At 64.7% G+C, this 13,207-nt stretch carries 12 protein-coding genes; 1 reads left to right on the top strand and 11 read right to left on the bottom strand.

Going from position 1 to position 13,207, the window contains the following annotated elements:
- The 8 genes from MJ603_RS18715 to rpsL form a co-directional block, all read right to left on the bottom strand.
- On the bottom strand, positions 1-1,221 hold the full coding sequence (locus MJ603_RS18715) for a glycosyltransferase (RefSeq protein WP_243062379.1): 1,221 nt from the start codon (positions 1,219-1,221) through the stop codon (positions 1-3).
- A 4-nt stretch (positions 1,222-1,225) separates the two neighbouring features.
- Positions 1,226-2,734 carry a sugar transferase gene (locus tag MJ603_RS04095; protein WP_243062378.1) on the bottom strand — a complete coding sequence of 503 codons (1,509 nt, stop codon included), beginning with the start codon at positions 2,732-2,734 and terminating at the stop codon, positions 1,226-1,228.
- 320 nt (positions 2,735-3,054) lie between these two features.
- Positions 3,055-3,339: an LPXTG cell wall anchor domain-containing protein gene (locus MJ603_RS04090; protein ID WP_243062377.1), complete on the bottom strand. Its 285-nt coding sequence runs from the start codon at positions 3,337-3,339 to the stop codon at positions 3,055-3,057.
- A 117-nt stretch (positions 3,340-3,456) separates the two neighbouring features.
- Positions 3,457-5,280, bottom strand: coding sequence for a DUF4012 domain-containing protein (locus MJ603_RS04085; protein WP_243062376.1), 1,824 nt, complete (start codon positions 5,278-5,280; stop codon positions 3,457-3,459).
- Positions 5,281-5,440: 160 nt separating this feature from the next.
- Entirely contained in the window at positions 5,441-6,634 is a 1,194-nt protein-coding gene (tuf, locus tag MJ603_RS04080) for an elongation factor Tu (protein ID WP_243062375.1), read from the bottom strand.
- 139 nt (positions 6,635-6,773) lie between these two features.
- A complete protein-coding gene (fusA, locus tag MJ603_RS04075; RefSeq protein WP_308220561.1) occupies positions 6,774-8,888 on the bottom strand; it encodes an elongation factor G in 2,115 nt (704 codons plus the stop codon).
- Positions 8,889-9,034: 146 nt separating this feature from the next.
- The gene (rpsG, locus tag MJ603_RS04070; protein ID WP_243062374.1) at positions 9,035-9,505 is read right to left on the bottom strand and encodes a 30S ribosomal protein S7; all 471 of its coding nucleotides are present in this window, start codon (positions 9,503-9,505) and stop codon (positions 9,035-9,037) included.
- Positions 9,505-9,879 (bottom strand): 30S ribosomal protein S12, encoded by a 375-nt coding sequence (gene rpsL / locus MJ603_RS04065; protein WP_243062373.1) that lies wholly within the window; start codon positions 9,877-9,879, stop codon positions 9,505-9,507. The genes rpsG and rpsL overlap by 1 nt, the downstream gene beginning before the upstream one ends.
- A 355-nt stretch (positions 9,880-10,234) precedes the next feature.
- Between rpsL and MJ603_RS04060 the strand changes: the two genes are divergently transcribed.
- Positions 10,235-11,221: an LLM class F420-dependent oxidoreductase gene (locus MJ603_RS04060; RefSeq protein WP_243062372.1), complete on the top strand. Its 987-nt coding sequence runs from the start codon at positions 10,235-10,237 to the stop codon at positions 11,219-11,221.
- On the opposite strand, the gene MJ603_RS04055 is transcribed toward MJ603_RS04060, so the two are convergent.
- From MJ603_RS04055 to MJ603_RS04045, 3 genes are all read right to left on the bottom strand, one after another.
- The gene (locus MJ603_RS04055; RefSeq protein WP_243062371.1) at positions 11,202-11,969 is read right to left on the bottom strand and encodes a hypothetical protein; all 768 of its coding nucleotides are present in this window, start codon (positions 11,967-11,969) and stop codon (positions 11,202-11,204) included. The two genes, MJ603_RS04060 and MJ603_RS04055, sit on opposite strands and share 20 nt — an antisense overlap.
- A 12-nt stretch (positions 11,970-11,981) precedes the next feature.
- The gene (locus tag MJ603_RS04050; RefSeq protein WP_243062370.1) at positions 11,982-12,650 is read right to left on the bottom strand and encodes a hypothetical protein; all 669 of its coding nucleotides are present in this window, start codon (positions 12,648-12,650) and stop codon (positions 11,982-11,984) included.
- A 159-nt stretch (positions 12,651-12,809) separates the two neighbouring features.
- Positions 12,810-13,109 carry a WXG100 family type VII secretion target gene (locus MJ603_RS04045; protein ID WP_243062369.1) on the bottom strand — a complete coding sequence of 100 codons (300 nt, stop codon included), beginning with the start codon at positions 13,107-13,109 and terminating at the stop codon, positions 12,810-12,812.
- Positions 13,110-13,207 lie beyond the last annotated feature (98 nt).

Below are 13,207 nucleotides of genomic sequence, written 5' to 3'. Positions count from 1 at the left end.
TCACTTTTCGAGGTTAACGAACTCACGGATGCGCTGCACGAAAACATCGTTACCGAAACGCCGAGTCACAGACACCGGATCGAACGGTAGCAACTCGCGAGCGGCCGTGATGCCACGAGCGAGATCGACGGCATCCAGCGAATCCGCGATGACACCGCTGACGCCCGGCGCGAATGTCTCGGTCTGTCCTCCGAATGGGCCGGTGACTACTGGCGTACCCGCTGCCTGAGCCTCGACAGGAACGATGCCGAAGTCCTCGATCGCAGGAAACACCAACACAGAGGCTCGTTGGTACAGCGCGTAGAGCAGAGCGTTCGATGGACTACTGACAACGTCAACCGAAATCCGAGCCGATCGTGCCGCCGCTCGGAGGACGGATTCTTCGGGTCCACGGCCAGCGAGCACCACGGGGATGTTGGCTTGCTCTCCCGCTGCTATCACGAGGTCGAGCCGCTTATAGAAGACAAAGCGCGAGACACCCAGCGCGAACTCGTCAGGGAGGTTCTCGAGTACCTCCAATTCGTCATCCGTCAGCTCAGAACGCCAGTCACGTTGGGCAGTGATGCGGTCGACGTTGACGGGCGGATGGATCACGACCGCCTCTCGTTCCCACGCGGCCGCGATGCGGTCGGCGATGAACGCGCTGTTCGCCGCGATCGCCACGGACTCCTGAGCTCGGGCGCGATCCACGCGTCGGAGCGCCGGGGCTGCGGCACGCGCCGCCGTTCCTGCCCCACGAGGGTCGTACTCAGGGGCCCAGATATAGCGTGCCGGAGTATGCACGTAGGAGAACTTCGGGATTTCAGCATCCACGCCCGTGAATCGTGCATGGTGCGCGAAGAGGTGTGAGCTGGTCAGTATCCAGTCGTAGTGCGTCTCAGATCTTAGGGTGCGCCACGTGGGCAACATCAACGGAAGCGCCAACGCCTTGTGCCGGCGTAGTGGCGTGCGTGCGAGCCAGGTGTCCGTCGATGCAATAGGAAAGCGGCCGGGCGCGTCATCCCATAACACGCGAAGATCCGCGCCCGGGAACGCGGCCAGCATCTGCTCGACCACATTCTCGGCGCCTCCGGAACGCTCGACCCATTCGTGCACTACTACGCCCGCACTGCGCGTGTCCTTCTCGTGCGCGCCGTGCGGCTCAAAATCGATGAATGTCGGATGCGGCGAACTGGCTCCGCCTGCGCCGTCGCCCACGCGAGTGGAGAGCTGTTCACTCACGAGATCAGTACGCCCCGACCGGCTTCACCAGCACCTTGGCCGTGCGCCAGAGGATGATGATGTCGCCCATCAGCGACCAGTTCTCCACGTAGTAGAGATCCAGCCGCACGCTCTCGTCCCAGTCCAGATCGCTACGACCGTTGATCTGCCACATGCCGGTCAGCCCCGGCTTGATGAAGAGGCGACGGTGCACGTGGTTCTCGTACGCCGCGACTTCACACGGCAAGGGTGGTCTCGGTCCGACGAGGCTCATGTCACCGGCGAAGACGTTCCACAGCTGCGGCAGTTCGTCGAGCGAGTACTTGCGGATGAATCGTCCGACACGGGTCACCCGCGGGTCTGCCTTCACCTTGAAGAGCAGGCCCGCCCCCTCATTGGATGCCGCCAATCGCGCGAGCTCGTCCTCCGACGTCGCGACCATGCTGCGGAATTTGTGCATGGTGAACGTCTCGCCGTTTCGGCCGACGCGCTGTTGGGAGAAGATTGCTCCACCGCGGCTGTCCATACGCACCAAGACCGCCAGCAGGAGGAAGAGCGGCGACAAGACTGCTAGCGCGAGTCCCGACAGCACGACGTCTAGGCCACGCTTTAGCGCGTGCTTCGCCCCATCGAACTGCGGGATCTCGACATGGATGAGCGGCAGACCCTCGACCGGGCGGAAGTGGATGCGCGGGCCGGCGACATCCGTCAGACCGGCGGCGAGCACGAGGTCAGTCGCGGCCCCCTCCAGCTTCCAGCTGAGGTCGCGGACGAAGCCGCGGTCGTCGCTGGGCTGCCCAGCGAGGATGACCGTGTCGACGTGCAGATTCGCGGCGGCCATCGCCAGGTTCGAGAGATCCGCGACGACCGGAACACTGAGGTCGTACTCCTTGCCTCCGAGCTGCGAGGTGTCATCGATCGCGGCGCCGATCACGTGATAAGTGGCTCCGGTGTTGCGCTGCAGTTGATCGACGACATAAGCGACATCGGTGATCGACCCGCCCACCAGGGCCCTGGACAGATAGCGTCCCTTGGAACGCTGCCGCGACAACCACTGCCTCCAGAGCCAGCGGCTGAACGTCAAAGCGATGATGCCGATCGGAAGGGTCAGCACGAAGAATCCGCGGGCCACCTCGACCTTGCCGACCAGGAAGACGATCGCCAGCGCGCCGAAGGTGAAGGCGCTTGCGCTCGCGACCCTTCGGTATTCCGTGAAACCCACGCCGATAACCCGCGGATCGCGTGTGCGAAAAGCCGAAAGCAGCACCAACCAGGTGGCGACGACGGCGAAACCGATCAGCCAGTACAGCTCGTCCAGGCCACCGAGATCATCGCTGTGGAAACCGAAACGCGCGACGAACGCGCCGGCGACGGATGCCGTGACGATCAGTCCGTCACTGATCACCAGGCGTGCGCGATAGCTGCGGCTCCAGCGCTGCTCGGCCGACAGGTGGCCTGTGCGACTTCCGCTCGTCAGTCGAGGAAAAGCGGGTCGCGTGACGGCGATCGACCGATGGTCGTCGAGTTCAGTCATGCGCGCCCCCCAGGGCATGCAGGCACTCAGCGGATCGACACTTAGGGGCGGCGCACAATTCGGGTTTGCGCGCCGCCCGTGCCGATGAAGCCACCAGGTGCCTCGGGTTCGGGTAACCACTTGTGAGGACCTTCGCCTCTTCCCACTTTCTTGCCTCGGGAAGGGGCTGAGTAAACCTCAATAAGGCGAGTATATCCAGCGTTGAGTAATTCTCATGTCCCTAGTTAGGGGCATAAAGAGAAGGTCACCAGACGCGGAGAAACGGGCACAGGTGACCCACCGCGTCGGGTGCTTTCAGCGCGTCGACAGGGACTCGGGCGTCAGCTCGATCGACGAGCGTGACGTCGCGAGATGAAGATCGATCCTCCGCCGACGACGACTGCTGCACCGGCGAGGCCGATGAGCGGCCATGAGATGGCGCTGCCGGTGTCTGCGAGAGCGTTGCTCGGACTCGGGTCAACATCGATGACCTTGGTCGGAACGTTGCTGCAACCGCAGGGATCCGGTGGTACGTAGGTGTCGGCGCTCGCGGCGAGAGGCGCGGAGAGAGTGACAGCAGCCACCACTCCGAGTCCGCCGAGGCACGCCAAAAGACGGCGTTTCATTGGAGCCTACCTTCGGGTTTGGGAGGCAAATTCGGGTAGCTCTAGTTTATCGAGAGCGACAAACTGCACCACTCCCCCGATCGGGTGTGACCCGTGAAGGCGGCGTTTCGCCGGGGATCAGCGCAAGACGTCCGAGCATCCGAAGGCGGCGCGGCGAACGTCGGTCGCCCACACGCCGGGTGTGGTCACCGCGTCGAGCGTTGAGGTGGCGGATGCCGTTCCCACCACCGGCGCACCCACGAACTGGAAGTCGTACGTCGCGGTCTGGCCAGGCGTCAGTTTGACGAGCACGTGCGCCACGCTGAGCCCGCCGTCCGTCGCCCGCTGGATCGTGACGTTTTGTCCGCCAGTGGTCGCCCCGACCGTGACGAATCCCTTCGGCGCGTAGACCGCGACCGTGGTGTAGGTGTCGCCCGCCGGCACTCCCTCGAGGCCGGCGCCCGTGACGTACCAGGGCAACGAGGTGGCGGCATCCTCCGGCGCATCGCTGGCGAGCGTGACCTGCACCAGGTAGTTCGCGCGGCCGTCAGAACGGCACTTCGCGCTGCCCAGCCCGACGGTGGTGTGCAGGTAGTAGTCCATTTTCGCGCCAGTGGCGTCATTCAGGTAGACGCCGAATCGATGTTCGTTGCCCGTGCTGGTCGGGAGCGGACCGGAGAGGGTCGTGTCAGCCACGACTGCTTGCTCGCTCTTCTTCGCGTTCCACAGCAGCACGCGTCGCTCGTCGCCGGCCTGTGTCAGCGCGGACAGCATCGTGGCGGTGTCGAACTGCCCGCTCGCTACCTTCGTGAAGACGGCGGCGGCGGAGGCCGCGAAGAATGCGTCCTGCTGCTTCGGATCGCTGAACTTGGCGTACGACTCGCTCAGGAGCACCTGCACAGCGTTGTCGCTCGTCAATTGCTCGCCATCGACGACGTCGACCGGTCCCGTCGCCTTCAGGATGTAGCTGAGCGCTACCGGATCCAGCGAGATCACTCCGTCGACCTTCGTGCCGTATCGCTTTTGCCACATCGCACTCACCAGTTGGCCCGACGTGGCGAAGTTCGGAGTGAGAGTGGTGTCCTGCACGAACTCGCCCGTGATATTCCCGTACAGCTTCTTCGTGCCGGCGTTCAACGGGACCGCTGGGCTCTGCAGCTGCGTGAAGTCGCTCGTGGATGCCTGCCGAACGAGCGTGATCTTGCCGTCTTCGGTGTGCAGGAGCGCGAGTGCACCGACGATGCCGCCGGTAGACCGCGCCTCAGCGTTGTTCTGAAACACGAGAACGTAGTTGCGCGGGCCATCCGCCCCGAGCATGGCCGGAAGCAGACGCGCGGCGCGGCTCGCGACATCCGTCACTGCGCCCGCCTTGCCCAGCGCGTCGCTCAGCTTGTTCACCGCATCGGTCACCGGGCCGATCGTGCCGGAGGTGTCGATCGAACGTACGACCTCGAGGTCCGACTGCAGGGCCGTGTTCGCACGGGTCACCGCCGGCGCTGCGGTGGCCAGAGGCTTCAGATCGACCTTTCCGTCTTTGGGGGTGAAGCTCGCGAGATTGATCGTGCCGGCCAGTTTCGCGAGCGGCGCGATCGACCGGTCCGTGACGTCGGATGCCGCCCACGCCACCTGGCGCACCGCCGACAGGTTCGCTCCAACGCCGGGGATGATCTCGGCCGCTCGCCAGATCGGATCGCTCGTCTCGTCGCGAGCCGCGTGCAGATGCCGAGCCAAGGTGCGCGTCGTCGCCGCAGCGGCAGCCGAGTCGCCCGAGGTGATCTGCGACTGCGCCTTGTCGACGAGGGGCAGGGATGCCTCGAGCTCGGCCTTCGCCTGCAGTGCGCGCACCGCGACCCACACTCCACACGCGATCAGGAGCACGATCACGCCCGCCACGGACCACCAGATGATGCGTCGCCGAGAACGCTTCGTCAGGCGCGCCGGCGCAGCGGTCGTTTCGGGCATGCGGGTATTCAATCAGACGATTCTTGAGTGTTACTCGAATGACGCCTGTATGGGGGACGGGTGCGAGAGATGCGACAAGGGGCCGGGCCAGAAGGCCCGACCCCTTGTCGGTGTGGATCTCGATACGCGTCGCGCTGTGCGCGGCGCTACTCGATCGGCGTTACTTGATGACCTTGGTCACCGTTCCGGCGCCGACGGTGCGGCCACCCTCACGGATCGCGAAACCGAGGCCCTCCTCCATGGCGATGGGCTGGATCAGCTCAACCGTCATGTCGGTGGTGTCGCCGGGCATGACCATCTCGGTGCCCTCGGGCAGCGAGATGACGCCGGTGACGTCGGTGGTGCGGAAGTAGAACTGCGGACGGTAGTTCGCGTAGAACGGGTTGTGACGCCCACCCTCGTCCTTGGAGAGGATGTAGGCGGTGCCCTCGAACACGGTGTGCGGCGTGACCGAACCCGGCTTCACGACGACCTGACCGCGCTCGACATCTTCGCGCTTGGTGCCGCGGAGGAGCAGACCACAGTTCTCGCCGGCCCACGCCTCGTCGAGCTGCTTGTGGAACATCTCGATACCCGTGACCGTGGTCTTCTGCGTCGGGCGGATGCCGACGATCTCGACCTCGGAGTTGATCTTCAGCGTGCCGCGCTCGGCGCGACCCGTGACGACAGTTCCACGACCGGTGATCGTGAAGACGTCCTCGATGGGCATCAGGAACGGCTTGTCCTTGTCGCGCACCGGGTCCGGGATGGACTCGTCGACGGCATCCATGAGGTCGAGAACGGACTGCGTCCACTTCTCGTCACCCTCGAGAGCCTTCAGACCGGAGACACGAACCACGGGGGCGTTGTCGCCGTCGAAGTTCTGGCTCGACAGCAGGTCGCGAACCTCGAGCTCGACGAGCTCCAGGATCTCCTCGTCGTCGACCATGTCCGCCTTGTTCAGCGCGACCAGCAGGTAGGGAACGCCGACCTGCTTGGCGAGCAGAACATGCTCACGCGTCTGGGCCATCGGACCGTCGGTCGCCGCGACCACGAGGATCGCGCCGTCCATCTGAGCGGCACCGGTGATCATGTTCTTGATGTAGTCGGCGTGACCCGGGGCATCAACGTGCGCGTAGTGGCGCTTCGGAGTCTCGTACTCGACGTGCGAGATGTTGATCGTGATACCGCGCTGACGCTCCTCGGGAGCGGAGTCGATCGAAGCGAAGTCACGGGGGACGTTCACGTTCGACGGATACTTGTCGGCGAGCACCTTAGAGATCGCCGCGGTGAGCGTGGTCTTGCCGTGGTCAACGTGTCCGATCGTTCCGATGTTGACGTGCGGCTTAGTCCGCTCGAACTTGGCCTTAGCCACTGTGGGTCCTCCTCAGGACTCTCGTGTAGAAGCTGCGGGCGGCGTTCACCGGCCGGACATTCTACGGGGATCGTGTATATGTTACGGGATGTTGCTGAGCGCGCCGTGCCGGGGCATGGTTTGCTCTGGTCGGGCTGTGTTACTCGCCCTTGCTTTTCTGGACGATCTCTTCGGCCACAGCCTTCGGGACCTCCGCGTAGCTGTCGAACGTCATCGAGTAGACGGCACGGCCCGAGGTCTTCGACCGCAGGTCGCCGATGTATCCGAACATCTCCGACAGCGGAACGTTGGCGCGGATCACCTTGACACCGCTCGCGTCCTCCATCGACTGGATCTGGCCTCGACGTGAGTTGAGGTCACCGATCACATCGCCCATGTACTCGTCAGGCGTGCGAACCTCGACGGCCATCAACGGCTCGAGGAGCACGGGATCCGCCCTGCGGGCGGCTTCCTTGTACGCCATCGAACCGGCGATCTTGAACGCCATCTCCGAGGAGTCGACGTCGTGCGAAGCGCCGTCGACGAGGGTCGCCTTGACGCCGACCGTCGGGTAACCGGCGAGCACGCCGACCTGCATCGCGTCCTGGATGCCGTGGTCAACCGAAGGGATGTACTCACGCGGCACGCGACCACCGGTCACGGCGTTGACGAACTCGTAGCTCGTCTCAGGAGTGACGTCGAGCGGCTCGATCGTGATCTGGATCTTCGCGAACTGGCCAGAACCACCGGTCTGCTTCTTGTGCGTGTAGTCGTACTTCTCGACGGCACGACGGATCGTCTCGCGGTACGCGACCTGCGGCTTTCCGACGTTCGCCTCGACGTTGAACTCACGCTTCATGCGATCGACCAGGATGTCGAGGTGAAGCTCGCCCATACCCTTGATGACCGTCTGACCGGTCTCCTGGTTCTGCTCGGTGCGGAACGTCGGGTCTTCCTCGGCGAGCTTCTGGATCGCGGTGCCCAGCTTCTCCTGGTCGGCCTTGGTCTTCGGCTCGATCGCGACCTCGATCACCGGCTCGGGGAACGTCATCGATTCGAGGACGACCTGCTTGTCCGGGTCGCACAGGGTGTCACCGGTCGTGGTGTCCTTCAGGCCGATCACGGCGTAGATGTTGCCGGCGGTGACGAAGTCGACCGGGTTCTCCTTGTTGGCGTGCATCTGGAAGATCTTCCCGATGCGCTCCTTCTTGCCCTTGGTCGAGTTGACGACACCCGAACCACTGTCGACGTGACCGGAGTACACGCGAACGTAGGTGAGGCGGCCGAAGAAGGGGTGAACGGCGACCTTGAATGCGAGAGCCGCGAACGGCTCAGCGGCGTCGGCGTGGCGGAGGATGACCTTCTCTTCGTCGCGCGGGTCGTGCGCCTCGATGGCCGGCACGTCGAGCGGCGACGGGAGGTAGTCGATCACAGCGTCGAGCATCGGCTGCACGCCACGGTTCTTGAAGGCCGAGCCGCAGAGAACGGGGTAGATCTCGCTGTTCACGGTGAGCTTGCGGATGGCGCCCTTGATCTCGGCGACCGTGAGCTCCTCACCACCGAAGAACTTCTCGAGCAGCACGTCGTCGGTCTCGGCGACGGTCTCGAGCAGCACCTGGCGGTACTCCTGGGCCTTCTCGACGAGGTCGGCGGGGATCTCTTCGATGGCGTACTTGGCGCCCATCTGAACGTCGCCCTTTGCGTCTCCACGCCAGGTGAGCGCGCGCATCTCGACCAGGTCGACGACGCCCTCGAAGTCGGACTCGGAGCCGATCGGCAGCTGGAGGACCAGCGGCTTGGCGCCGAGGCGGCTGACGATGGTGTCGACCGTGTAGTAGAAGTCGGCGCCGAGCTTGTCCATCTTGTTGACGAAGCAGATGCGCGGAACGTTGTACTTGTCGGCCTGACGCCAGACGGTCTCGGACTGGGGCTCGACGCCCTCCTTGCCGTCGAAGACGGCGACGGCGCCATCGAGCACGCGAAGCGAACGCTCCACCTCGACGGTGAAGTCGACGTGTCCGGGGGTGTCGATGATGTTGATCTGGTTCTTGTTCCAGAAACAGGTCACGGCCGCGGACGTGATGGTGATGCCGCGCTCCTTCTCCTGCTCCATCCAGTCGGTCGTCGACGCACCGTCGTGGGTCTCGCCGATCTTGTGGTTGACGCCCGTGTAGAACAGGATGCGCTCGGTCGTAGTGGTCTTGCCGGCATCGATGTGGGCCATGATGCCGATGTTGCGGACCTTCTTCAGGTCGGTGAGCACGTCTTGTGCCACGGGGTTTCCTCCGGAGGATTCAAAGGGGTTTGCTGCCGGCTCGTTCAGCCGGCGCGCGGGGCGGGGAAAAGACATCCGGCCGCCCCGTGCGTCTGACTGTTACAACCCGTTTCGGGCCGATTTTGTTCCGGCGACGAAGCCGCTGGTTACCAGCGGTAGTGCGCGAACGCGCGGTTCGACTCGGCCATCTTGTGCGTGTCTTCACGACGCTTCACAGCGGCGCCGAGGCCGTTGCTGGCGTCAAGGATCTCGTTGGTCAGACGCTCGGTCATCGTGCGCTCACGACGGGCTTTCGCGTAGCTGGTCAGCCAGCGCAGCGCGAGCGTGTTCGCGCGGTGCGGCTTGACCTCGACCGGGACCTGGTAGGTCGAACCACCGACGCGGCGGCTCTTGACTTCGATGGTGGGGCGCACGTTGTCGAGCGCCTTCTTGAGCGTGGCGACGGCATCCTGACCGTTCTTGGCTGCGACACCCTCGAGCGCGTCGTAGACGATGCTCTCGGCGAGGGACTTCTTGCCGTCCTTCAGGATCTTGTTGACCAGCTGGCTGACGATGGGAGCACCGTATACCGGGTCGGCGACCACGGGGCGCTTGGGAGCGGGACCCTTGCGAGGCATTACTTCTTCTCCATCTTCGCGCCGTAGCGGCTACGAGCCTGCTTGCGGTTCTTCACGGCCTGAGTATCGAGCGCGCCGCGGATGATCTTGTAGCGCACGCCGGGGAGGTCCTTCACACGACCGCCGCGAACGAGCACCATCGAGTGCTCCTGCAGGTTGTGGCCCTCGCCGGGGATGTAGGCGGTGACCTCGGTGCCGTTGGAGAGCTTCACACGGGCGACCTTGCGGAGCGCGGAGTTCGGCTTCTTCGGGGTGGTGGTGTAGACGCGGGTGCACACACCGCGCTGCTGCGGGTTGGCCTTGAGCGCCGGCGCCTTGGTCTTCGAGACCTTCGGCTGGCGGCCCTTTCGGACCAACTGCTGAATCGTTGGCACTGTTTCTCCTAGTGATGCTGCACGGTGACAGCTTTGATGATCTGTTTCACATCGCGACCCACCGGATGCCGCAGAAGAGCGGCCTCTTTATAGTGGTGGGTATGCCGTGGGGGTAACCCGCGAGTGCAAGGCTCCCGTAAACAGTGTGGTTTCGGACCTCGCTGGTTCCGTTGCACCTGGCGACTTGCGTCACGCGGCGGGCACGGTTCAAGCGCGCTCAGAGCGCACACCTCGCCCAGCTTACCCGATGCTGCGTGTCGCGACAAACGCAGCCGGAAGCGTGCGCTATGCGCCGGCCGCGGACAGCTTCGAAGGCGACGGCACGCGGACACCGCCCGCGCGCTAGCGTTGCCTCATGCGATTCGGAACGTTTCTTCCCCAAGGCTGGCGGTTCGATCTGGTCGGCATCGATGAGACCGAGCAGTGGTCGACGATGCGCACGCTCGCGCAGCGGGCGGATGCCGGTCCGTGGGAGTCGCTGTGGGTCTACGACCACTTCCACACCACGCCGGTGCCGAGCGAGGAGGCGACCCACGAGGCGTGGACGCTGATGTCGGCGTTCGGCGCTTCGACCTCGCGCATCCGTCTCGGGCAGATGTGCACGTGCATGGGCTACCGCAACCCCGCGTATCTTGCGAAGGTGGCGGCGACGGTCGACCACGTCTCAGGCGGCCGCGTTGAGATGGGCATCGGCGGCGGCTGGTACGAGCACGAGTGGCGGGCGTATGGCTACGGCTTCCCCGAGGTGCCTGACCGGCTGCGGATGTTGCGCGAGGGAGTCGACATCATGCACCAGGCATGGACGACGGGCAGCGCGACCCTGCACGGACGGCACTACGACGTCGACGGCGCAATCGTGCGCCCTCTGCCGCTGCAGGCCGGCGGCATCCCGATCTGGGTTGCAGGCGGCGGCGAGAAGGTCACACTGAAGATCGCGGCGCAGTTCGCGAGCTACACCAACTTCGCCGGAAGCCTCGAGGACTTCGACCACAAGTCCGAGGTTCTGCGCGCCCACTGCGACACCCTCGGCCGGGACTTCGGAACGATCACCCGCTCCTCGAACTTCAACACGATCGTCGCCGCCACCGAGTCCGAAGCGCGAGAGCGGCTTGATGCCGTGATCGCCCGTCTGCGCCCGCACGTCGGTGACGAGCAGGCGGACCGCATTCAGCGGGAGTACCTCGGCTCGGATGCCTTCGGCACGCCGGAGCAGATCGTCGAGCGCCTGCAGACGCGGGCCGCGCACGGGCTGGGGTACAGCATCCATTACTTCCCGGAGCTCGCCTACGACACCTCAGGGTGGGAGCTGTTCGAGCGGGAGGTCATCCCGGCGCTGGCGTGAGACGCGCCGCCTTGCGGTAGTGCAACCCCGTCACCAGCAGTGCGACGCCGATGGCGGCGACGAATGCGGCGAGCGCATTGGGGTCGGGAGGAATGAACCAGGATGCCGGTTCCGCGTATCCGGAGATCAACCACGCGAATCCCGCTACCGCCACGATGACGCCGAGCCAGATCAACAGCCGGTGCATCCTCATGCCCGCTTCGGGCGACGACGGTCTCCACGAGCCCCGGATGCGCCACTGGTAGATCGCGACGACCACCAGGATGAGGCCGAGGATCAGCACGACCATGAGATAGACGTCCCGGAACACGAACCACCACTCGCCGCCGTTCCAGATGGCGGATGACGGCGAGAACGGCACGTAGCTCACGGGGACGGTCTCTGGTGCGTCGGTCAGTGTGGAGACCACCGTTCCCGCCACGAAATGGTACGTCTTGCCGTCGACCTCGTACGCGATCTTCGGCGCGTAGGTGATGGTGCGCGCGGGAATGGTGATCCAGCCCAGCACGACGCCTTTGGTCGTCGGCAAGGCCGACGCGAGAAGCGGACCGGCGATGACCTTGTACAGACCCGTCACCGACAGGATGATGCCGATGGTCCACAGCCAGGCCTGACCGAACGGGCCGACCGCGTACCGCTTGCGGTCGGCATCCGTGTTCTCCCGAACCCGCTCGGGCGTGCCCAGCAGGTTGACGCCCTCTGGCACGGGCTGCTTCGGGGAGCTGTCGTCCCGGTTCGGATCACTCATCGCTCTCGCACACTACCCATAGAAGGAGATCCACGTGTCGACGAAGGCCCAGACGAAGAGCGTGATGAATCCGAGCACCGGGATGCCGATGACGACGAATCCCACGATGGTCCAGGTCCAGCGCGTCGAGCCCCACATCTGACCGAAGCGAAGGGCCCGCGGGAACGCCTGCTTGAACGCCTTGCGCGAGTACCCGGTGCCGGACTTCTTCAACGGCGCCTGTACGTGGTTCTGCGCAGGGATCTGCTTCCACACCGTGGCGAGGGGTGCGTGGGACCCCACCTCGTACGCGACGTGTCCGACCATGCGCCCTCGTGTGTCGAGAAGAATCAGTCCGCCGTACTCGAACATGTTCGCGCCGTTGCCGAAGCTTCTGGCCTGCGCCTTGCGGTAGTCCTCACTGGACGTGGCCAGCGGCACCGAGGTGATCGGCGCGACCACAGTGTCGGCCTCCCGCTCCGGCAGATACACGACCGTTCCGATGCTCTCGGCGGCTACGACTTTCCGACCGCCGAATGCCGAGTCGACGATGTAGACGTTGCCGTTCTCGATGGAGACCGACTGGCGCCGAGAGCGCCGCGAACTGGAGACTATCCCCAGAATCGGCAAGCCGATGACGACGGCGAACACGCCGACGACCGCGATCGCGTAGACCCACCAGGGGTTCACGGAGTAGTCCACGCGCTTCCTTTCGATGCGGGTTCGCGGAGGGCAACGATACCGGCTCACGCCGTCGCGACGACGGCGCACAGGCATGCGAGAGGGCCGTGGTGCGGATCCCCCTGCGCACCACGGCCCTCTCGATTCGGTCGGCCACTCCCCCGAGCGCCGACCAGGCTGCTAGTGGCCGCCGACGCTGGATGCCAGTGACGAGTCGGTCTGCTGCAGCGTGTCGGCCGCCTTGGTAAGGAACTGCGACATTCCGTCGAGGCCGTTGACCGCGTTGGTCGCACCGGTGGTGAACTGCGTGTACGAGTCGTGGAACGCGCCAGAGGCCGAGTCTGTGACGAAGCCGTCGGTGACCAGCTGGTTCACCAGGGTCTGCAGCTCGTTGAGTTTCGAGACGAGGTCTTCCTTGCCGCTGTTCAGCCGGCCGGCCGCGCTCGTCATGTCGCCGTATGTGACATTCATGTTCGCCATGAGATTCTCCTTGGTCTTACGGCCAACCTCTGCTGCCGGCCTCGTACCTCGACGGTATCGCAGCCGCATAGTGGGGTGAAATGGGGAGTACTCCCCAT

Source organism: Humibacter sp. RRB41 (genome assembly GCF_022761015.1).
GTDB lineage: Bacteria > Actinomycetota > Actinomycetes > Actinomycetales > Microbacteriaceae > Humibacter.
Note: the sequence above shows the minus strand (reverse complement) of the source record. Positions and strands in the feature narration are given on the sequence as shown.